Genomic DNA, 22014 nt, shown 5'->3' with positions numbered 1-22014 from the left:
CTTATTAATATGCGCGCCAATGATCGTGGTCTGCGACTCTTGCGTGGCCCGAATATCGAGGCATTCATGCTCAAACTTCCTGTGTCCCCTCTTACAACTCTGCTCGCTGGCGTGCTCGGCGGCGGTCTTGCCAGTCTGATTGGCTGGCCACTGCCTTGGGTGATTGGATCATTGGCTCTGGTGATGGTAGTGCGCTGCTGCGGTTGGTTGTTGCCAGAGATTCCCCATGGCCGTAAAGCTGGGCAACTGATCGTCGCTACGGCAATCGGTTGCCACTTCACCTTGAGCGTCATGCACGAGGTGCTTTCAAATCTGGGGGTTGTGACGGTGGCAATTGCGCTCACCTTGGTGTTGGCCTTGCTGGGTATTATCATACTGTGTCGTTGGGGCGTGCCTTATTCAACGGCTTACTTCGCACTGATGCCTGCCAATTCAACAGAGATGATCCACCTGGCACGCCAACGCGGCGCAGATGCCGGGTTTGTAGCGGCAGCGCATAGCGTTCGGCTGTTATTGATTCTGCTCGGCGTCCCGTTAGCCGCATCGTTTGCTGCACCCAATGCGGTGCAGGGCATTGCTCTCCCTGTAGTATGGGGGTGGCTATTGACCATTCTGCCGTTGGGGTTGGTCGCAGCATTGCTGTTCAAGCGCTTCGATTTTCCTAACCCCTGGACCTTTGGTCCTTTTCTGGTGTGTGCAGCAGTAGTCCCAGGCGCCGATCTGCACATGAGCATGCCAGGTTGGCTAAGTGCCTTTGGGCAGTTGATGGTCGGGTGCGCGCTTGCGATCAATTTTGATCGCGTATTCTTCCGCCGGGCACCGGCATTCTTGTGCAAAGTGATGTCTTTGCTCGCGGGGTCGGTGATAGCTACGGGGTCGGTCGCGTGGGTGCTTGGATGGCTGCTGGGCGTCTCCTGGCTTTCACTGGCACTCGGCATGATGCCTGGAAGTGCCCCCGAGATGAGCCTCACGGCTGAGGCGTTGAATCTGGCCGTCACACTCGTGACGGCGATGCAAATCATTCGAATGATTTTGATACAAGCGGTCACGTTGCCACTTTACAGGTGGATGGCAGCTCGCTTCAAAACTGGGTTGGTTAAAAATGCAGGTAGGGCTGAATGACCGCTTCTGGCCGATTCTGTTGAAAAGTAGATCTCCTGCCTGGCCTGCGGCAAAGTCAGGTCATCGGCCAGCTGGAAGATTCGCAGCATGATGGGACAATTGTCGAACGGGCAAGAAAGACTGTTTTACTCGTTCAACATTGAAGATCACATCCCAGCCAATCACCTCCTGCGCAGTATTGATTGATGCCTCGATCTAATCGATCTGCGCCATTATCTCGCCGATTTTTATAGCCCAATCGGGCGTCCATCGATTGATCCCGAGCTGATGATTCGCCTGTTGGCCGTGGGCTACTGCTACGGCATTCGTTCCGAAAGTCGGTTGTGTGAAGAGGCTCATTTGAACCTGGCGTATCGGTGGTTCTGCCGATTGAGTATTGAAGACGAAGTCCCCAATCACTCTACGTTTTCCAAGAATCGCCACGGTCATTTCGTGACAGTTCGCTTTCCGCTGGCTGTTCAACCAGGTGCTGCGTCGGTGCATGGACGCGGGTCTGGTCAAGGGCGTAGGGTTTGCTGTCGACGCTAGCGTCATCAAGGCAGATGCCCGTCGGCAAAGAGGCGTACCCGGCAACGAAGAGGTCAACTGGAGCGATCCGTCGCTCAGTACTCGCGCCGTCCGCGAGTACCTTGATGAGCTGGATGATGAGGCTTTGACCGAAGCACTGCCTAAGCGTCTGTCGTTGACTGATCCGATTTCTCGTTGGACCGCAGCGCCCGGAGGCCCGGCGTTTTTCGCTTACTCGACGAACTACCTGATCAATGTCGAGCATTGCGTGATCATGGACGTGGAGCCGACCTCTGCTCACAGAACCGCTGAGGTCGAGAGCACCAAGACCATGATCGAGCGGGTCGAAGAACACTTCGATATCAAGCTGGATCGGCTCATCGGCGATACCGCCTATGGAACCGCACCGATGTTGCCTGGATGGTCGACGAAAAAGACATCGAGCCACATGTACCGGTTTGGGACAAAACCGAGCGCAAGAACGACAGCCTCTCAATCAGCGATTTTCAATGGAACGAAGAGGCGCAAGAATATCGTTGCCCCACCGGACACGCGTTGCGTAGCGAGTGGCGGGCCTTCAAGAACCAGCGCTCACATATCACGAAAGCCGACACAATCATCTTTCGATCCCGGCAAACCGACTGCGCTAAATGCTCAATGAAAGAGCGCTGCTGCCCGAACACTTAGTTTAGAAAAATTGCACGCAGCGTCCGTGAAGCGGCACGCGATGTTGCGCGGCGCATCGCAAAGACACCTCAATACGTGTGCTCTCGCCACAAACGCAAGAAAGTCGAAATGTTGTTCGCTCACCTCAACCGAATCCTGAAACTGGATCGATTGCGACTACGAGGAATGACGGGTGCGAAAGACGAATTCACCTTGGCGGCTGCGGTACAGAATCTCAGAAGACTGGCAAAACTGACCTCACAAGGGCCTCCGACCACGGGATAGGCACGCCCGCAACCAGCAAAAAACCTCAAATCAACCTACTGACTAAGCCACAACGATCAACGCAGAACCAGAAAAGCCACGCAACGTGGTGAGCGGTTCTGAAGAGACGATCAATCTCGAAGTCTTCCAGTTTGAAATTCCGACTTTTTCAACAGAATCGACTCAAAGCTGCCTGTGGCAAAAGAAAAAAACGGCCGACAGCTGCCGTGCAGTTCAGGTCTTCTTTTTGGCCAGCAGCGGTGGGTCAATGGTTCTGATAGATTGCCGGAAATACCTGTTCGAGAATCGCGATCAATGAGAGTTATTCGTAGCAAAAACTTCACCGCCACTCAAGCGTGGGGGGCTGACGACATAGCGAATATGGGTGGAACCACTGTCCGCCTCCACTGGACCGACAAGCCATATAAGTGGCATATCAACGATGGTGAGGAAGTTTTCGCAGTCCTCGACGGAGCGGTGGATATGCATTATCGCGAGTCGGGCATCGAGCGCGTCGTTACATTGGTAGTTGGCGACGTGTTTTTCGCAGGGACTGGATGTGAACATGTTGCGCATCCTTGTGGAGAAGCACGGATTCTGGTTATCGAACGTGAGGGCAGCGTTTGAGGCTGCTGCGCGTCATTTACTGTTCTCAAGATACCGCAATCCATAACGCAGATTGCTCGCGGCATGTACCTGCAGACGGAATGGACCCAGGAGCGAACGCTGAAATAGTATCTGATCGGCACGCTTGCTCAAGTCAGCGATCCCTCGCCATCGGGATATGCTGACGGGCAGCACCTCGATGACCGCTTGAATCGTCAGAGGGGGCAGTAGGAACTGAATCGCATGGCGCATCAAAGGATTTCCAGGCCTCGGCATGCATCACTAGCCAGATGCCGATCGCGGAAATCGCCATCCCCGCCCCCATCTGCCAGGACAGCGGTTCATCAAACATGGCCCAAGCCCAGAGCAAGGTAATCGGCGGACTCAGGTATAGCACGCTGGTGACGCGAGTCTCGGTGCTTTGGCGCAGGCAGAGCCAATACCCCATAAGGAAATTCACATGCGAATCCCATTACCGGTAACTGTCAGTGACTGGCGTTATTAACCCATTCTCGGCTTTGCTCAGCGACGCCACACCCGCCCTTCGCCATTCACCACCCAAGGTGATTGGTCAGCAACGATCTGCACCCCGCCAACCCATCGATCTGCTGGCGCGTAATCCAGCCAGTTAATCTGCTCACACAGTGCTTGCTCGCCCAAGGCAGTGATTCGAAGAAGGCGCTTCTGCCACACGCCTCCAGGCTGCTCGTGCACCAACGGATGTGGTGCCTCGATTAGCGGTCGCAGCAGCGAATGGAACATCAGATCGCCCAGATAAGGCAGGGGCTCATAGCTCATCATCAGATGGTCGAAAGCCTTGGCGGCGGGTAACTCGCCATGATCGGCGAGGATACGCAACGTCAAACGTTGCGTCAGACTCAAGCCATCGTTAGCGCCGGGAAGCTCTTGTAGCTGCCTTGCCAAGGCAGGCCCGAGTAGCGGTAACGCGGGATGCTGTTGTGCTGCGAGGCGCGCCCATTCGCTTGGGTCTGGCGCGGTATAGGCAGTCCATGCTTCACGCCCCAGTGCCAGGGCGTCCTCTCCGAGCGAACGCCGTTGCGGCCAGAGCCAGGCGAGCAAATCCGGTGCGAGTTGACCAATACCTATAAATCGCTGCACGCCAGGCACCCGATTGATCTCGATCAATTCGAGCCTGCGCGGCAAGGCTGGCAAACTCGCCAGCAGCCGTATAAGAAACAGTTGGTCGTAAGCGTCGCCCTCGCACCACAGCACCAGCTCACTGTCCGCATCCAGTTTTGCCAACGCGTCGCGCTGTATGGCTTGGCGCTGTCGACTATCACGAGGAGACAGCCCAAATGCCTGCTCCACGAAAGCCGCTCGCACTGACCAGTAGTCGTCATCAGGTAATGCGGGGACCGGGCCCATGACCATCGGATCATCAAACATATGAAACGAACCCGAGAAGCCGGCGATCCGCAGGCGGTGCTCGATGTCGTTGCCGCAACGCCAGTGCTGGACAGCCGCTTCGCTCGTCGCAGCGAAACCCGGATGTCGTGCGGCGAACGCGACACTCTCGGCATGAGCGATCAGCTTGGGCCAACTGGCAAACCCGGCCTCGCGAGCTACCAGCCACTGCGTGTCGGCAAGGCGATAGTCAGGGCCACACAAGCCGAGCGCGTGCAGCTGCGAGCGCGCATCGTCAGCCTCGTTGTTTTGCAGTGCCTTCAAAAGACGCTTGGCGCGCTTGCGCAGCGAAGGTAGATCAAGAAGACCGTGATGACGGGAAACATTTGTGGCGGGCATGCCAACTCCTTACAGGGCTCGGTCCGCCGACAAGCCGGGAGCTGGAATGAAAAATTGAAAAAGCATGCCTTGGGTAACCCCTTCGCCCGGACCGCAGGCGCAGCAAACGCCCAGGTGCTGACTTTAGCGGGAAGGATGGGTGGAAGCAAAGCCTGTAAATACGCCGATTTTGGATTGGTTGGGAGAAAAACAAACGGCTGATCACAATCAGGGGCTGTGGGCCAAAAGCGGTTATTGCTCGTGTGAGTCCATCTCACTACCCTCCAGCGCCAGGGTTATCCAAGGTCGGCGAGGCTTCGATATTGCCCTTTGAAATACAGCAATGGTTGTGTAGTAGCGGCTTCTTGAAAGTTTAACGCTTTTACTTCACCGATCACGATCATGTGATCGCCTGCGGCATGCTCTGCGTAAATTTCGCAATCAAGCCAGTGCAGGCTGCCGACAATAATCGGATTACCCAGCGGCGATTCCTCCCATTTGACACCGTGCCACTTGTCCGAGCCTCGCCGTGCGAACTGATTGGAAATATTGACTTGCTCACCCGAGAGGATATTGACCGCAAATCGACCTGCCTGGCGAATTTTGGGATAGCTTGCAGAGCCGCACATGACGCTGAATGACACCAGTGGCGGGCTCATCGACACGCTATAGAACGACTGACACGTGAAGCCAATCGGCTCGCCAGCGATGTGTGATGTAATCACTGTGATACCCGATGCGTAGTGGCCGAGCGCATCGCGAAAGCTCAATGGTTTGATAGCAATACCAAAAGGTGACATAGCAGCTCCTAAACATATAATGGGGCTGACATTGCTGACAGGAGGCTTGAAGCAGCCGATATCCGGCTGACCTCAGCCTTTTCAGTGATGAAACCGGCTCAACCTACGTAAGCCATTTCCGAATGTCGCTCAGCGTTTGTTCGAGAGCTCTCTGCGGACGATTTCTGCACCGGCACTTAACGCATGCAGCTTGCCGCTGGCGACTCGACGTGGCAAGGGTGCCATGCCGCAGTTGGTGCATGGATAGAGCTTGTCGGGATCGACGAACTGGAGTGCCTTTCTAAGGGTATTGGCAACTTCCTCGGGCGTCTCGATGGTATGGCTTGCTACGTCAATGGCGCCTACCATCACCTTCTTTCCCCGAATGAGTTCAATCAGATCCATAGGGACGTGAGAGTTATGACATTCAAGCGAGATGATATCGATACTGGACTTTTGCAGTTTGGGAAACGCCTCTTCGTATTGTCGCCACTCTGAACCCAGCGTCTTCTTCCAGTCGGTATTCGCTTTAATGCCGTAACCGTAGCAAATATGCACGGCCGTTTCGCATTTGAGTCCTTCTATTGCCCGCTCCAAGGTGGCAACGCCCCAGTCATTCACCTCATCAAAAAACACGTTAAAGGCAGGCTCGTCGAATTGAATAATATCGACCCCGGCAGCCTCCAGCTCCTTGGCCTCCTGGTTGAGGATTTTGGCAAACTCCCAAGCCAGTTTTTCACGGCTTTTATAATGAGCATCGTGGAGGGTGTCGATCATTGTCATTGGGCCTGGCAGCGCCCACTTGATAGGCTGTGTCGTTTGCTGACGTAGAAACCTTGCATCATCAACAAAAACAGACTTTTTCCTAGCAACAGGCCCCATGACCGTTGGCACGCTCGCATCATAGCGGTCACGAATCCTGACGGTCTCACGCTTTTCAAAATCAACGCCGTCGAGGTGTTCGATAAAGGTAGTCACGAAATGCTGGCGAGTTTGTTCACCGTCACTGACAATATCGATACCGGCCAATTGTTGTTCTTGCAGTGACAAACGCAACGCATCTTGCTTACCTTCAATCAATTCTTCACCTTGCAATTTCCACGGTGACCAAAGGGTCTCAGGCTGTGCAAGCCAGGAGGGTTTAGGCAAGCTGCCAGCAGTCGATGTGGGCAACAGTTTTTTCATGAAAATGGCCTTGTTTTGTAATGAATCAAAGAGCGCAACTAATGGACCACTGTTCAAGCATGGCCTGGTAGGGCTTGATAAAGTGTTCTTCGGCAAACTTTCCTTGCTCAGCTGCCAGTCGATTACGCTCCTCGCGGTCATACACAATTCGAGTCAATGAGTAGTCCTGGTTTTTCAAGCTCGGCTGATAGCATTTCCCCGCCACTGAGTTCGCGTTATAGATCTCAGGCCGATAAATTTTCTGGAAGGTATCCATTGTGCTAATAGTGCCTATCAGCTCTAGGGTGGTGTAATCACCCAGCAAATCGCCCGAGAAATAAAAAGCCAAAGGCGCAGCGCTGCCAGGCGGCATGAAATAGCGAACCTTCAAGCCCATTTTCTTGAAATACTCATCCGTCAGGGAGTATTGATCCTGCTGGTACTCAAACCCCAGGACAGGGTGATAATTCTCGGTCCGCTGGTAAATCCTGGCGCTCGAGACGCTCAGGCAGATAACAGGTGGCTTTTCGAAATGCTCTTTATAGGCATTTGAATTAATAAAGCACTTGAACAGCTTTCCGTGCAACTCTCCAAACCCCTCTGGCGTGCTGAACCCGGGCTGACTCTTGTTATGCTCCAATAACCGCACACTGAAGTCATAGTCTCGTACATAAGAGGAAAAGTTATTGCCTACGACCCCCTTGATACGTTCGTTGTTTTTTCGATCAACGATCGTTGTTTTCAAGACCTCAATCAACGGGATAGCACAGTCACGGCCTTCAGCATCAATGTTCATTTCAGCGGAGATGATGTCCAGCTCGACCGTATAACGATCACCGGTAGGATTGTCCCACTGCGCCAAGGCATTGAAACGATTGTCAATCATCTTCAACGTGTTGCGCAAATTCTCTTGGCGACGCTCCCCTCTGGCCAGATTGGCAAAGTTAGTCGTGATACGCGTTGTGTCTGAGGGTAAATAATTCTCATCAAAACAAAGGCTCTTGATAGCAAATGTGAATTCTTTTTTCATCTCGGCCTGGCACCCTGCTCTTGAGGCAAACCTGAATAAGCTCATTGCTCTGTTCAGCGTCGACCAATATTTTTTTCTTCACCCGGCAGACGTTATTCTGTCTATCGTGAAGAGCTGCACGCATTTTAAGCAGGACGACAACATGAACAAAAACGAATTGATTTCAATAAAGTATTAGTCAGGCTCATGATGGCCCTGAATAGAATGACGGTCGTTGGACGGAGCCCTGGCGTGTCGTCTCGTCTATACGTCTCGCGAGTACGTCGCAGCCCGGCTGCCTGGACGACAAACGCTTATTTATGACGCTTTTCGCTGCCCTGCGCCCGTACATGCTGACAACGCCGTATATAAATGATTTTTCTGCTGACAGCGGAAGACACTGCCTTTTCAATACTGGAATGCACCAGCGGGGTTCGCGAATGTTTAGCCAGCAACGCCCAAGCGCAATTAACAATTACGAACCCAGCAAACAACGCATCAAAATCAAACAAAAAACCGCTCTTTCAACGGCACCAGCGCCGCCCCGATAGCCGCCGCATCCCCATTTGTCTCACTCAGCAACAACTGAGGCCGTGGCGGCGGCGCGTTATAGCGATGGGTCCCCCAGAAAGTAGTCGCGGCGATCAGCCGTCTTCCCAGCTCGGGGGGCAATTGCCCACCGAACACCACGGCCTGGGGGTCGAACAGCCCTGCCAGTGCATTGACCAATCGGTCCAGCGTTGGCTGGATGCGTTTTAGCCAGGCGTCTACACCGGGCCAGTCCGGGTCGAAGCGCGAGCTCAGGTCTTCGATTGAATCCACATGCACGCCGTTCTGATGCAGTTCTTCCAGCAAGTAGCGCAAGGCCGGGCGGTTTATCGACTCTTGATCGCTGTACAGGGTGATCTCGCCCGCGTTGCCGTGGCTGCCGAAATACGGTTTGCCGTTGATGACCACGCCGGCGCCGAAGCCGAAGTTGAACGACAGGTAGATGAAGTTGCTGGCCCATGCCCCAACGCCCACCAGGCTTTCGCCGATAGCCGCCGTGGTGGCGTTGTTTTCCAGCCAGACGGGCATGCCAAAGCGCGCTTCGAGGACTGGCTGCAAGTCTATCAATGACCAGTCGCGCAGCGGTTCGGGCGCGTTGATCTGGCGGTTCTGAAGGAAAAATCCGGCAATGGCGAAGCCGATCCCGATGACCCGATCCGCTTCGATGCCGTTGCGCTGAAGCATCCGTTCGATGGTTTTCTCCAGCGCATCCAGCGTGCTATTGCGGCTCAGCGGCGGCGTGCGCAAGGTGACCTGCTCCAGCACATTGCAACCCAGGTCGGCGACACAGACCACGGCCGAGTCAGTGTTGATCGAAACGCCAATGGCATACACCGCCTCATTGACCAGTTCGATACGCGGGCTGGGCTGACCACGGCCATTCTTCACGCGCTCGCCGCTGCGCAACAGCCCGCGACTGATCAGTTCTTCGATCAGCCGGTGAACCGACTGCTGCGCCAGATCCATTTCGGCAGACACCGTGGCGCGCGTAATCGCGCCGCGCCGCCGGAGGATGTCCAGCAATTTGCGTTCATTGAGGCTCAAGAGCGGATGCGGCTGCGTTTGGAGGTCGAGAGGCATGGAATCAACGTGTCAGAAGAGGATTAAAACAGTCGGCGTGTGGAGCAGTGTATCGCCCGTCGTCGATTACACACTTCAATCATGAACATTTGATAAAAGTCCCACAGGTCACAAATACTACACACAACCTGTATTAAATAACACTCAGTTCCTGTGAGTGCCCCCATGCCTGTCATCCATAAATTTCTGTCTGTGCTGGCTCTGCTGCCACTCGCCGCCCATACCCTCGCCGCGCCAGCCGAGTTCTGGTACAGCCACGGCGGCGCGGCAGGCACCGCCATCGCTGACCTGTGCAAAAGCTTCAATGCGCCGCGTGAAGAAGGTGATCGCCTGCACTGCATTCGTCAGGGAACCTACGAGCAAACGTTGCAGAAAACGGTGGCAGCCTATCGGGCAGGCATCGGTCCCGCGCTGGTGGAAATTTACGACGTCGCCACCCCGGACATGTTGCTGGGTGGAGCCACAGAGCATGTCGAGACAACGATGGCCAATCATCAGAGGGCTTATGCGAGCGACACTTTTCTGCCCGCATTACGCCGCTATTACGCGGACGACCATGGCGCGCTCGCGGCCCAGCCTTTCGCAGTATCAACAGCCGTGCTCTACACCCATCGAAACGCTCTGGCCGCAGCAGGCATCCATCAGCCGCCCGCCACGTGGGAGGCATTTGCCACGGCCTTGCGCGCGCTGAAGAAAAACGGTCATGCCTGCCCTGTCGCTACTCAGTTCGCGCCGTGGATCTGGCTGGAACAAACCAGCGCGGCGCAGGGCTCGGATGTCGCGGTGCGCATCGAAAAAAATGATCGTTACCAGTTCGACACAGGTACGCATCTGCGCCTCATGAATGACCTGGCGCAATGGACTGCCGAGGGGCTGGTTCGCTACGAGGCCTCGACCCGCAGCGGTCAGCAGGCGCTGGCGTTCTCCACAGATGATTGCGCCATGCTGCTGGACTCGACCGGGGCGTGGAATGTCATGCACGACGAGCTTGAGTCCGATATAGACGTGACCCCGCTGCCGATCTACGCCAACACAACGCGCAAGGCCAATGTGCCCGGCGGCTCCTCGCTGTGGGTGATGCGCGGGCATTCAGTGCGGGATTATCGGCTGGTCACAGAATTCCTCGCCTTCTTGCTGCTGCCGGAAAACCAGCTGACCTTCAGCGCACGTACTGGTTACCTACCAGTCACTCAGGCTGCTGCAGAGACGCTGCAATCCAGCGCCCGGAAACCGTCAGCCGTGACAGTCGGCCTGACAGCGCTCGCCGACATCGACGGCCAGCCGTCTGTCCCATTGCGCTGCGGTTTCATCACATTGATGCGCCTGATCTGGTCGCAAGAAATGGAAAACGCACTGGCAGGCCGACAAAGCGTTGATCACGCGCTGCGCCAATCAACCCTGCGTGTCAACGAGTTGCTCGGCCTGTTTCAACAGATGCATCAGCCGCCCATCAGTACCCCACCAAACGAGGCGACACCATGAAGCCCCGCGCGTACTTTCCGCAGCCGCGTCTGGCGCTGCTGTTTGCCCTGCCGCAATTGCTGGCACTCGGGCTATTTTTCTACTGGCCCGCGGTCCAGGCACTCTGGTGGTCGTTTCATCTGGTGCCGCCCTTTGGAGGCCATGAGGTATTTGTCGGACTGAGCAATTACTGGCGGGTTCTGAATGATCCCGGCGTCCTCGCGTCGCTGGGCTCGACGCTAGTGTTCAGTCTGTCGAGCGTGGTGCTTTCAATCCTCATCGCGCTGGTGCTTGCCTTGTGCCTGGAACTGAAATTGCGCGGCAACGCCGTGTTCCGCAACCTGCTGATCTGGCCCTACGCGGTATCGGGCGCCACCATCGGTATTGTCTTTCATGTACTGGCCAACCCGGTGATGGGCATTTTTGCCTGGATCAACGCCATCGCGCCCGGCACCTGGGCGCCCTACGCCAACCCGGTACAAAGCATGCTGCTGCTGGTTGTGGCCTATGCGTGGTGCCTGGTGCCGTTCAATTTCGTGATGCTGGTTGCAAGCCTGAAGTCGGTGCCAGACGACTACCTCGCTGCCGCAGCGCTGGACGGTGCCGGTCCGCTCAGACGCATGCTGGATATCCAGTTGCCGCTGATCGCGCCGTATTTGCTGTTCGTGTTTGTTATCGATCTGCTGGAAAGCCTGTCCAACAGCTTCGGCCTGGTCGACACCCTGACGCACGGCGGACCGGGCGATACCACCAATGTGCTGGCGTACAAGATTTACACCGACGGGTTCATGGGACTGGATCTGGCGGGTTCATCCACGCTTTCGGTGCTCATGCTGCTGGCGGTCGTGGTGCTGAGCGTCGCCCAATTCAAGCTCATGCTGCACTTCAAGCGTCGTGGGGTGAAAGCATGAGTGAGCACAATCGGCTGTTCAACGCAGGTGCCTACCTGCTGCTGACGCTGGGGCTGATATTCGCGCTTGGGCCGCTGTATATGGCGGTCTGCTCGGCAACGGTCAGTAATTCACAGCTATTCAGCCAGGGCCTGGCAGTGATACCCGGCGACCAGTTGCTGATAAATCTGCAACAGGTGACTCGGCGTCTGGACCTGTTGCACTTGTTGGGCAACAGCCTGCTGGTCGCGACATTGGTGGTGATTGGCAAGCTGACACTCTCGGCGTTGACGGCCTTTGCAGTGGTGTATTTTCGCAGCCGTTACACCTCGGTAATTTTCTTCGCCGTACTGGGTGCGCTGCTGCTGCCGCTGGAAGTGCGCATCATCCCGACCTACGCGGTGGCCAGCGATCTGTTCGGCCCGGTGCGCACCGTATTGCAATGGCTTGACATCCAGTGGCTGCCAGTGCCGACCATCAATCTGCTCGACAGCTATCCCGGCCTCGCCCTGCCGCTGATCGCCTCGGCCACTGGCACTTTTCTGTTCCGGCAGTTTTACCAGACCCTGCCCGCCGAGCTGGTCGAAGCCGCGCGCATGGACGGCGCCGGGCCCTGGCGCTTTTTCGTCGACATTCTGTTACCGCTGTCGAAGACCAACTTCGCGGCGCTCGGCACACTGGTGTTTATCGGTGCCTGGAAAGACTACCTGTGGCCGCTGGTCGCGACCAACCGTGAGGACATGCGCACGCTGGTACTGGGCGTCGCCAGCTTCCTGCCGACCGATACAACTCAGGTCCCCGAATGGAACCTGCTGATGGCCGCCGCCGTGGTCAGCATGCTGCCCCCTATCCTCGTCATTGCGTTTATGCAGCGATGGTTCGTCAAAGGCCTGATTGGAGTCGGTAAATGACCGCGCTCATACCTATTGCATGCGCTCCGGATATCGTCCTCAAAGGCCTGCACAAACGTTACGGTGCCGGGCATATCCTTGACGGGCTCGACCTCACCTTCAAGGCCGGTGAGCTGAGCGTCATTCTCGGCCCGTCCGGCTGCGGCAAGTCGACCTTGCTGCGCCTGGTGGCGGGCCTGGAAGAAGTCAGCCAAGGGCAAGTGCTCATGGGTGGCCGGGATGTCACCCGGCTGCCACCCAAGGAACGCGGCTGCGCCATGGTGTTCCAGAACTACGCGCTCTACCCGCACATGAGCGTGGCCGAGAACATTGGTTATGCGCTCAAGCTTTCCGGTGTTTCACGCAAGGATCGGGAACAGCGCATTCGGGCATGTGCCGTCTCATTGGGGCTGGAGGACCTGCTGCAACGCAAACCCGGAGAGCTTTCGGGTGGTCAGCGCCAGCGGGTTGCCATTGGCCGGGCGCTGATCCGCAAGCCGCCAGTGCTGCTGTTCGATGAGCCGCTGTGCAATCTGGACAGCGCCCTGCGTCACGAAATGCGTCTGCTGATCCGCAACCTGCATCAGCAGACCGGCGCGACGATTCTCTACGTCACCCACGATCAGACAGAAGCCATGACGCTCGCCGACCGCGTGATGATCCTCAACACAGGGCACGTCGAGCAGGTGGGCACGCCCGCCGATATCTACGCTCAACCAGCCAGCACCTTTGTCGCCGGCTTCATCGGCACACCGCCCATGAACCTGCTGCCGGTGAATTGCCTGGACGACAACGTCCTGATGCTCGCAGATGGACAACGCCTGCCTATCAAGCTCGGCGTTGCCTCCAATCGGGTGGGCAAATGGCTGATCGGGCTGCGGCCTGAAACCTTCACGCTGAACCCGGAGGGTGTTACGGCAACCGTGGAATCCACGGAAAACCTGGGCAGCCACAGCTTGCTGTATTGCCAACTGGCCGGCACCCGCTGCGTGATCAGCCTCGCCGGACGACAGTGCCTGACACCCGGCACTCAGGTTCGACTGGCGATCAACGCCACGCCCTTGTTATTCGATATCGAGAGTGGCCAGCGCCAACTCGTTTCCTTTTCCCAACCCGCCAAGTGACCGTCCATGCCTAAACAATCCCCCATCGTCCGCTCACCGCTGATCGCTCATCGCGGTGCCAAGGCCTATGTCCCGGAAAACACGCTGCTGGCCCTCGAAAAAGCTGCCGAATGCGGTGCCGAGTGGGTCGAGATTGATGTGAAACTGACTCGCGATGGTCAGCCCGTTGTCATTCATGACGACCTGCTGGACCGAACCAGCAACGGCCGCGGCGCGGTGGTGCTGCATGATCTGGATGCGATTCGCAGACTGGACGCAGGCAGTTGGTTCGCACCTGAATTCGCTGGCCTGCAAATCCCCACGTTCGAAGAAATCGTGGCCTGCGCCTTGCGTTTGAACCTCGGGCTGCAGGTCGAACTCAAGCCGACCATAGGCGACGACATCGAGACAGCAGAAGTCGTCATGCCAATCCTCAGACACCTGTGGCCAGCCGATAACGACAGGTTATATGTTTCCAGTTTCTCAGTGCGTTCACTCACCGCCGCACGCCGATTGTGGGCCGATGTACCGCTCGCAATGGCCTCGATAGTCGCACCTGCTGATCCAGTCGCCCTGCTCGCCGAATATGACTGCCAGATACTTCATGTACTTGACGACATGCTCGATGACCATCACCTTGTTCGCCTGAAAAGCAGCGGCGTCGAATTCGCCGTGGCTACCATCAACAGCCCGAAACGCGCGCGCTACCTGCTTGAAAACGGCGCGCAATCGATTCTCAGCGATTACCCGGACCTGTTGACCCTGCCAAACGGAGGCTGCCTACAATGAACAACCGACTCAGCGTCGCCATGCAAGCCGTAGAAAACGCCACTGGCCTGGCTATGGCGTATTTCAATGACCGTCACACCCTCGACATCACCACCAAAAGCGCGCAAGACCTCGTCTCCCGTGCCGACTTTGAAGTTGAACAACTGCTGCGTGCAGAACTGAGCAAACACTTCCCCGACGACGCCATTCTCGGAGAAGAAATGGGCGGAGAATTTATCACCGACGGCTGGGTCATTGACCCTATCGACGGTACCGGCAATTACCTGCGCGGCACCCCGCTGTGGGGCATCGCCGTCGCTTACATGTCGGCAGGCGTGCCCGAAATCGGCGTCGTCGCCTACCCGGCATTGGGTTACACACTCGCAGCCCGCACTGGCGATGGCTTGCTGCGCAACGGCGTCCCCTTCGTACGCCCGCAACCGCCAGAACACCTGCGCATCGCCGGCATCGGTGAAAACACCCGCTGGGACGCCGAAGAGCTGGGCAAACTGCAACTGAGCCTGCGCCAACAAGGCTGGGGCCTCGCCGGCTACCGCTGCGCCACGATCGGCCTGGCATTCGCCGCGCTGGGTCAGACGGACGGCTACATGGAGAAATTCACCAGCCTGTGGGATATCGCCGCCGGTGCAGTGATTTGTCGAGAAGCCGGGTTGTTGTGTGAGATTGAGGGTGAGCAGAAGCAAGGATCGATGACGGTGATGGTTGGGGGTGAGGAATTGATGGGGATTTTTGGTGCGTAATGCGCCCGACAGGTCGACGCAGTTTTCTGACTGCATTCCTCCGCCTGCTGGCTTGCGCGCCCTTCGTGAACAGCAGGCTGTTGGCGGCGTCTGAAACCTTTACGACGCTGCGGCAGCTTGCAGCCGAAAAAGGCATCCGATTCGGCTTTGCTGTCGATCCGGTAAAGCTGAATAACGATGCGGCCTATGGCGACCTGGTTGCCTCTCAGGCCGGCATTGTGGTGCCCGAAAACGCTTTGAAATGGCAGACGGTCCATCCCGAGCCAGACCGTTATGATTTCGCACCTGCCGACACAATCGCAGCCTTTGCGAAAGCGCACGACCAACGCATGCGCGGGCACACATTCTGCTGGCACCGCTCCTTACCCGACTGGGTATATCGGACAGTCACACCAGCGAACGCCGAAGCAGTGCTGACTGCGCACATCAGTACCGTCGCCAGTCATTATCACGGTCTCATCAGCGCGTGGGATGTCGTCAATGAAGCCATCCAGATTGAAGACGGTCAGACTGACGGGCTACGCAATTCATTCTGGTATCAGATGCTCGGGCCTCGCTATCTGGATATCGCCTTTCAAGCAGCACACAAGGCTGATCCGAACGCCCTGCTCTGCTACAACGACTACGGGCTGGAAAAAGATACCCACTACGGAGAAAGCCGACGCGCAGCCGTGCTCGCCATGCTGCATGGGCTCAAGCAGCGGGGCATTCCGGTACAGGGTCTCGGCATCCAGTCGCATCTGCGTGCAGGCGACATATTTGGTCCAGGCCTGTCGCACTTTATCCTGGCCGTGCGGGATATGGGCTTATCGGTCCACATCACAGAACTGGACGTCGACGACAGCCGCCTGACGGGGACTATCGCAGATCGTGATGGATCGGTTGCATCGACTTATAAGCGGTATCTCGACGTGGTGCTTGCCACGCGCTCGGTATCTACCGTTATTACGTGGGGTGTTTGGGACAGCCCGCACATCGCCGGAGCTACGTCTACCCGAGGGCCACTGGCGCAACGTGCATTGGTTTTCGGGCCGCGAGGTGAGGTGAAGCCTGCGAGTTGGGTGGTTGAGCACTGCCTTGAGAGAGCGTCCACTGTTTCTGATTGATCGGCCACCGTTGGCGCTGTTGAACAGTCGAAGCCGGGAACGACACGCTACGCCTGTACGTCAGACCTGTATCGACTCACTGAAAAGGTACAGCGCAATGGACAAGACAATCACCGTGGACCAACTGGCAGCCACTGACCTTGGACCGATCAACGAGATATGGCTCGGCGGGACTCATACCCAGCTATGCCTGTGGCGTGGCGAACAGGTCTTCACCCACGACATGCTCAGCGAGGGCACTCACGATCAGAATGTCCGGCGCCTGTGCTTGCAACTGGTCAACCCCGACGATAAGGCCGCGGTGGCCAGCGTAGAGGTAATCGTGCGCGAACGGCTGGAGCAACAGGGGAGAGAGGGAGAGTTTTATCCGGCTGAGAATGTGGACACTCATCAGTAATCATTCTGGTTTTACATCCCCCACGTGATCGGCACGGTGCATATCCTGCTTTTTCCAGGCATACAAAAAGCCCCAAGCGTTTCTGCATTGGGGCCTTCAGGGTGAAACTTTACGCGTTGACTCCGAGCTATATCCTAGAACGGAATATCGTCATCAAAGCTATCAAAATCAGCAGCTGGCTGCGGCGCTTGTTGTTGCGGCGCTGGGCGCGAGTCGCGTTGTTGTGGCGGCTGCTGGTTGTAGTTCTGCTGAGGGGCGGACTGCTGCGGCGCCGATTGCTGTGGACGCGACTGCTGTGGACGAGGTGCGGACTGGTTGTAGTTGCCACCACCGCCCTGACCTTGTTGAGCGTCGCCCTGTGGACGGCCGCCCAGCAGTTGCATGGTGCCTTGCATGTCGACGACGATTTCAGTGGTGTAGCGCTTGATGCCGTCTTTTTCCCACTCGCGGGTCTGCAGCTTGCCTTCGATATAGACCTGCGAACCCTTGCGCAGGTATTCGCCGGCGATTTCGGCAACCTTGCCGAACATCGAAACACGGTGCCATTCGGTCTTCTCGACTTTCTGGCCGGTCTGCTTGTCAGTCCATTGTTCGCTGGTTGCCAGACTCAGGTTGGTCACGGCGTTACCGTTAGGCAAGTAGCGAACTTCGGGATCCTGGCCGCATGTACCGACCAATATGACTTTGTTAACCCCACGGGCCATAACGTTCTCCTAGGCTTCGCACGCTTCTGATGCTGGATTGACCAGCTTCTCGAGAGAGGCGCGATCCAATAATTTTGTGTCGAGTTTTATGTAGATGGCCGCCTCTTCAGGAACCACCACTGCATCTGTCACGCCGGCTACGGACATCAAACGCGCAGCCAGGCCTGCTTCACGCTGCGCCTGCGGCGACAACGGCAGACGTAGGCTGGTCACGTAAGGCGGCTCTCGCATGGTCACTGCGAAGGCGAGCCAGACGGCGGCCATGGCTGCACCGCCAAGGAACACCACATTGAGCCCGCCGTGCTGGAACAACCAGCCGCCCAGTATCCCACCTGCGGCTGATCCAAGAAACTGGCTGGTGGAATATACCCCCATCGCCGTGCCTTTTCCGCCAGCCGGTGAAACCTTGCTGATCAGCGACGGCAAGGACGCTTCCAACAAATTAAATGCGGTGAAGAATACCACTGTTCCGATGACCAGTGCCCGCAACGTATCGCCGAATGCCCAGAAGAATAGCTCAGCCAGCATTAAAACGGTGACGGCGCCGAGCAGAACCCGCTTCATTTGACGTTTCTTCTCGCCGTAAATGATGAACGGGATCATCGCGAAGAATGAAATCAGCAAGGCGGTCAGGTAGACCCACCAGTGTTCTTCCTTGGGCAGACCGGCTTTTTCGACCAGTGCCAGTGGCAATGCCACGAAGCTCGACATAAGCATCGCGTGCAACACGAAGATACCCAAATCCAGACGCAGAAGGTCCGGATGACGCAAGGTCGCACTCAGTGCCTGTTTGGCAACGCCGGACTCTCGATGCAGCAATGGGCCGTTGGCCTTGGGCACCACAAAGGCGACGATGAGAATCCCGAAAAGCGCCATACCCCCGGTTGCCAGGAACAGGCCTGACAATCCGAATGCGCCGGTTATCACCGGGCCGACGACCATGGCGATGGCGAACGACAGACCGATGGTCATGCCGATCGTGGCCATTGCCTTGGTGCGATGTTGTTCGCGGGTCAGGTCGGAGAGCAAGGCCATGACCGCAGCGGAAATGGCCCCGGCGCCTTGCAGGACGCGCCCGGCGATAATCCCCCAGATCGAGTCAGCGTTGGCTGCAACCACGCTGCCGATCGCAAAGATGATCAGCCCGAAATAAATGATCGGTCGCCGGCCGATCCGGTCGGACAATATGCCGAACGGGATCTGCAGTACCGCCTGTGTCAGGCCGTACGCGCCGATTGCCAGACCGATCAGTGCAGGACTCGCGCCCGCCAGGTCCATGCCATAGGTTGCCAGAACCGGCAAAACCATGAACATGCCAAGCATGCGGAACGCGAACACCAGGGCCAGTCCGCCTGCTGCGCGGGTCTCGCCGCTACTCATACGTTCGCTGTGGGTATCGTGCATGGAATAACCTCGTGTGAACCGGCGGCGATTCTACCAGTCCCATCGTTGTACAGCACATACGCGACGCTTTGCCGCGTGATGGCTCGGAGCCGTATACTCCGTCGTTTATGCCCGCCAAGCGAGGCCGCAGTGGACAAGATCCTGATACGTGGGGCACGAACCCACAACCTGAAAAATATTGACCTGACACTTCCCCGCGACAAACTGATCGTTATCACCGGGCTCTCCGGCTCAGGCAAGTCTTCGCTGGCTTTCGATACGCTGTATGCCGAAGGGCAACGCCGCTACGTCGAGTCGCTGTCGGCCTATGCCCGGCAGTTTCTGTCGATGATGGAAAAACCGGACGTCGACACGATTGAAGGTTTGTCGCCTGCGATTTCCATCGAGCAGAAGTCCACGTCGCACAACCCACGCTCGACCGTGGGGACTATTACCGAAATTTACGACTACCTGCGCCTGCTCTATGCGCGGGTTGGACAGCCCCGCTGCCCGGACCATGATATCCCGCTGGAAGCCCAGACGGTCAGCCAGATGGTTGACCTGGTGCTGACTCAGCCTGAAGGCAGCAAGTTGATGCTGCTGGCCCCGGTCATCCGTGAGCGCAAAGGTGAACACCTTTCGGTCTTCGAAGAGCTGCGTGCCCAGGGCTTTGTCCGGGCACGAGTCAACGGCAAGCTGTGCGAGCTGGATGAGCTGCCGAAGCTGGACAAGCAGAAGAAGCATTCCATCGATGTGGTGGTGGACCGTTTCAAGGTTCGCGCAGACCTGCAACAGCGTCTGGCGGAATCGTTTGAAACGGCGCTGAAGCTGGCAGACGGCATCGCTTTGGTTGCCCCAATGGACGACGAGCCAGGCGAGGAAGTGATCTTCTCCGCACGCTTCGCCTGTCCGATCTGTGGCCATGCGATCAGCGAGCTGGAACCGAAGCTGTTCTCCTTCAACAACCCGGCTGGCGCATGCCCTACCTGCGATGGCCTGGGCGTCAAGCAGTTCTTCGACATCAAGCGCCTGGTGAATGCCGAGCTGACCCTGGCCGAGGGCGCAATACGTGGCTGGGACAGGCGTAACGTCTATTACTTCCAGATGCTGGGTTCGTTGTCCAAGCACTACGGCTTTAGCCTTGAGGTGCCGTTCAAAGAAATTCCGACCGATATGCAGAAGATCCTGCTCAACGGCAGTGGCTCGCAGAGTGTCGACTTCCGCTATCTGAATGATCGCGGCGATATCGTCAAGCGTGCGCACCCCTTCGAAGGCATCGTGCCGAATCTGGAGCGTCGCTATCGGGAAACAGAATCAGCGACCGTGCGCGAAGAGCTGGCCAAGTTTCTGGGTACACAGCCCTGCCCTGACTGCCGCGGCACGCGCTTGCGTCGCGAGGCGCGTCATGTGTGGGTAGGTGAAAAGACCCTGCCTGCGGTGACCAATCTACCGATTGGCGATGCCACACAGTATTTCGACACACTGAAGCTGACCGGGCGACGCGGCGAGATTGCCGACAAGATCCTCAAGGAAATTCGCGAGCGTCTGCAATTTCTGGTCAACGTCGGTTTGGATTACCTGACTCTGGATCGCAGTGCCGATACCCTCTCAGGCGGCGAAGCCCAGCGTATTCGTCTGGCCAGCCAGATCGGTGCAGGCCTGGTCGGGGTGATGTACATCCTCGATGAGCCGTCGATCGGCTTGCACCAGCGCGATAACGATCGCTTGCTGGGCACACTCAAGCACCTGCGCGATATCGGCAATACGGTGATTGTGGTCGAGCACGATGAGGACGCTATTCGTCTGGCCGACTACGTGGTCGACATTGGTCCGGGTGCCGGTGTGCATGGCGGCCATATCGTTGCAGAAGGTACGCCGGACGAAGTAATGGCGCATCCTGACTCGCTGACCGGCAAATACTTGTCAGGCCGCGTGAAAATCGCTGTGCCAGCCAAGCGTACGCCTCGTAACAAGAAGCTGTCGCTGACCCTCAAGGGCGCGCGTGGCAACAACCTGCAGAACGTGAACCTCGAGATTCCGATTGGTCTGCTGACTTGTGTGACGGGTGTTTCCGGCTCCGGCAAGTCGACGCTGATCAACAACACGCTGTTCCCGCTGAGCGCCACTGCGTTGAACGGGGCGACGACGCTCGAGGCCGCGACTCACGACAGCATCAACGGCCTGCAGCATCTGGACAAGGTCGTGGACATCGACCAGAGCCCTATCGGTCGTACGCCACGTTCTAACCCGGCGACCTATACCGGGCTGTTCACGCCGATTCGCGAACTGTTTGCCGGTGTGCCGGAGTCTCGCTCGCGGGGCTATGGGCCGGGCCGGTTCTCGTTCAACGTCAAGGGCGGCCGCTGCGAGGCGTGTCAGGGCGACGGCCTGATCAAGGTAGAGATGCACTTTCTGCCGGACATCTACGTGCCATGCGACGTGTGCAAGAGCAAGCGTTACAACCGCGAGACGCTTGAGGTCAAGTACAAGGGCAAGAACATCCATGAAGTGCTGGAGATGACGATCGAGGAAGCACGCGAGTTCTTCGACGCTGTTCCCGCATTGGCGCGCAAACTGCAAACCCTGATGGATGTGGGGCTGTCCTACATCAAGCTGGGGCAGTCAGCGACTACCTTGTCAGGTGGCGAGGCGCAGCGCGTCAAGTTGTCCCGTGAGCTGTCCAAGCGCGATACAGGCAAAACGCTGTACATCCTCGACGAGCCGACTACCGGCCTGCACTTTGCCGATATTCAGCAATTGCTGGATGTTCTGCATCGTCTGCGCGACCACGGCAACACGGTGGTGGTGATCGAGCACAACCTGGATGTGATTAAGACGGCGGACTGGCTGGTCGACCTTGGGCCGGAAGGCGGATCGAGAGGTGGGCAGATCATCGCAACAGGTACACCTGAACAGGTCGCCGAGATGAAGCAGTCTTATACCGGGCACTACCTCAAGCCGCTGTTGCTCAGAGACAAAACGTAACTGATGCGCTGAGGGCCGGCCCGGCTTCGGTCAGGCCCGGACACAAAAAAGCTCCTGTCACGCACGTGCAGGAGCTT

19 protein-coding genes and 2 pseudogenes are annotated in these 22014 nt (G+C 57.2%); 13 read left to right on the top strand and 8 right to left on the bottom strand.

Annotation, left to right across the window (positions count from 1 at the left end; genetic code table 11):
* The first annotated feature begins 66 nt into the window (after window positions 1-66).
* From N018_RS03240 to N018_RS03225, 4 genes and pseudogenes are all read left to right on the top strand, one after another.
* Entirely contained in the window at window positions 67-1122 is a 1056-nt protein-coding gene (locus N018_RS03240) for an AbrB family transcriptional regulator (protein ID WP_051476192.1), read from the top strand.
* A gap of 87 nt (window positions 1123-1209) precedes the next feature.
* A pseudogene (locus N018_RS03235) lies at window positions 1210-2580 on the top strand (transposase).
* Window positions 2581-2668: 88 nt separating this feature from the next.
* Entirely contained in the window at window positions 2669-2878 is a 210-nt protein-coding gene (locus N018_RS03230) for a hypothetical protein (protein ID WP_154219929.1), read from the top strand.
* The gene (locus N018_RS03225) at window positions 2875-3186 is read left to right on the top strand and encodes a cupin (protein ID WP_025388825.1); all 312 of its coding nucleotides are present in this window, start codon (window positions 2875-2877) and stop codon (window positions 3184-3186) included. The genes N018_RS03230 and N018_RS03225 overlap by 4 nt, the downstream gene beginning before the upstream one ends.
* Window positions 3187-3430: 244 nt before the next feature.
* On the opposite strand, the pseudogene N018_RS27895 reads toward N018_RS03225, so the two are convergent.
* From N018_RS27895 to N018_RS03190, 6 genes and pseudogenes are all read right to left on the bottom strand, one after another.
* A pseudogene (locus tag N018_RS27895) lies at window positions 3431-3607 on the bottom strand (EamA family transporter); the annotation flags it as partial.
* 80 nt (window positions 3608-3687) lie between these two features.
* The gene (locus N018_RS03210) at window positions 3688-4929 is read right to left on the bottom strand and encodes a DUF1835 domain-containing protein (RefSeq protein WP_025388823.1); all 1242 of its coding nucleotides are present in this window, start codon (window positions 4927-4929) and stop codon (window positions 3688-3690) included.
* A gap of 275 nt (window positions 4930-5204) precedes the next feature.
* On the bottom strand, window positions 5205-5708 hold the full coding sequence (locus tag N018_RS03205) for a flavin reductase family protein (protein ID WP_025388822.1): 504 nt from the start codon (window positions 5706-5708) through the stop codon (window positions 5205-5207).
* Between the two features lie 129 nt (window positions 5709-5837).
* On the bottom strand, window positions 5838-6872 hold the full coding sequence (locus tag N018_RS03200) for a methionine synthase (RefSeq protein ID WP_025388821.1): 1035 nt from the start codon (window positions 6870-6872) through the stop codon (window positions 5838-5840).
* A gap of 25 nt (window positions 6873-6897) precedes the next feature.
* Window positions 6898-7881: a DUF1852 domain-containing protein gene (locus N018_RS03195; protein ID WP_024646134.1), complete on the bottom strand. Its 984-nt coding sequence runs from the start codon at window positions 7879-7881 to the stop codon at window positions 6898-6900.
* Between the two features lie 483 nt (window positions 7882-8364).
* Window positions 8365-9489 (bottom strand): ROK family transcriptional regulator, encoded by a 1125-nt coding sequence (locus tag N018_RS03190; protein ID WP_024646132.1) that lies wholly within the window; start codon window positions 9487-9489, stop codon window positions 8365-8367.
* 165 nt (window positions 9490-9654) lie between these two features.
* Here N018_RS03190 and N018_RS03185 point away from each other — a divergent pair, with 165 nt between their 5' ends.
* From N018_RS03185 to N018_RS03150, 8 genes are all read left to right on the top strand, one after another.
* Window positions 9655-10971: an extracellular solute-binding protein gene (locus N018_RS03185; protein WP_025388820.1), complete on the top strand. Its 1317-nt coding sequence runs from the start codon at window positions 9655-9657 to the stop codon at window positions 10969-10971.
* A complete protein-coding gene (locus tag N018_RS03180; protein WP_024646130.1) occupies window positions 10968-11861 on the top strand; it encodes a carbohydrate ABC transporter permease in 894 nt (297 codons plus the stop codon). Before N018_RS03185 ends, N018_RS03180 begins: the two co-directional genes overlap by 4 nt.
* Window positions 11858-12751: a carbohydrate ABC transporter permease gene (locus tag N018_RS03175; RefSeq protein WP_025388819.1), complete on the top strand. Its 894-nt coding sequence runs from the start codon at window positions 11858-11860 to the stop codon at window positions 12749-12751. Before N018_RS03180 ends, N018_RS03175 begins: the two co-directional genes overlap by 4 nt.
* The gene (locus N018_RS03170; protein ID WP_025388818.1) at window positions 12748-13854 is read left to right on the top strand and encodes an ABC transporter ATP-binding protein; all 1107 of its coding nucleotides are present in this window, start codon (window positions 12748-12750) and stop codon (window positions 13852-13854) included. Before N018_RS03175 ends, N018_RS03170 begins: the two co-directional genes overlap by 4 nt.
* Before the next feature lie 6 nt (window positions 13855-13860).
* Window positions 13861-14622 carry a glycerophosphoryl diester phosphodiesterase gene (locus N018_RS03165; protein ID WP_025388817.1) on the top strand — a complete coding sequence of 254 codons (762 nt, stop codon included), beginning with the start codon at window positions 13861-13863 and terminating at the stop codon, window positions 14620-14622.
* The gene (locus tag N018_RS03160; protein ID WP_025388816.1) at window positions 14619-15362 is read left to right on the top strand and encodes an inositol monophosphatase family protein; all 744 of its coding nucleotides are present in this window, start codon (window positions 14619-14621) and stop codon (window positions 15360-15362) included. The genes N018_RS03165 and N018_RS03160 overlap by 4 nt, the downstream gene beginning before the upstream one ends.
* Window positions 15362-16468, top strand: a complete 1107-nt coding sequence (locus N018_RS03155) for an endo-1,4-beta-xylanase (RefSeq protein WP_025388815.1) — start codon at window positions 15362-15364, stop codon at window positions 16466-16468. Before N018_RS03160 ends, N018_RS03155 begins: the two co-directional genes overlap by 1 nt.
* A 97-nt stretch (window positions 16469-16565) precedes the next feature.
* Window positions 16566-16865, top strand: coding sequence for a hypothetical protein (locus N018_RS03150; protein WP_025388814.1), 300 nt, complete (start codon window positions 16566-16568; stop codon window positions 16863-16865).
* 134 nt (window positions 16866-16999) lie between these two features.
* Here N018_RS03150 and N018_RS03145 read toward each other — a convergent pair whose 3' ends face one another.
* Both N018_RS03145 and N018_RS03140 read right to left on the bottom strand, forming a co-directional pair.
* Window positions 17000-17569 (bottom strand): single-stranded DNA-binding protein, encoded by a 570-nt coding sequence (locus N018_RS03145; RefSeq protein WP_024646123.1) that lies wholly within the window; start codon window positions 17567-17569, stop codon window positions 17000-17002.
* A gap of 9 nt (window positions 17570-17578) precedes the next feature.
* Window positions 17579-18973: an MFS transporter gene (locus N018_RS03140; RefSeq protein ID WP_024646122.1), complete on the bottom strand. Its 1395-nt coding sequence runs from the start codon at window positions 18971-18973 to the stop codon at window positions 17579-17581.
* A 129-nt stretch (window positions 18974-19102) separates the two neighbouring features.
* Between N018_RS03140 and uvrA the strand changes: the two genes are divergently transcribed.
* Window positions 19103-21937 (top strand): excinuclease ABC subunit UvrA, encoded by a 2835-nt coding sequence (gene uvrA, locus N018_RS03135; RefSeq protein WP_025388813.1) that lies wholly within the window; start codon window positions 19103-19105, stop codon window positions 21935-21937.
* Window positions 21938-22014 lie beyond the last annotated feature (77 nt).

It is taken from the genome of Pseudomonas syringae CC1557 (assembly GCF_000452705.1).
In the GTDB taxonomy this organism is placed as follows: Bacteria; Pseudomonadota; Gammaproteobacteria; order Pseudomonadales; family Pseudomonadaceae; genus Aquipseudomonas; species Aquipseudomonas syringae_F.
This window is presented reverse-complemented; position numbering and strand designations above follow the sequence as displayed.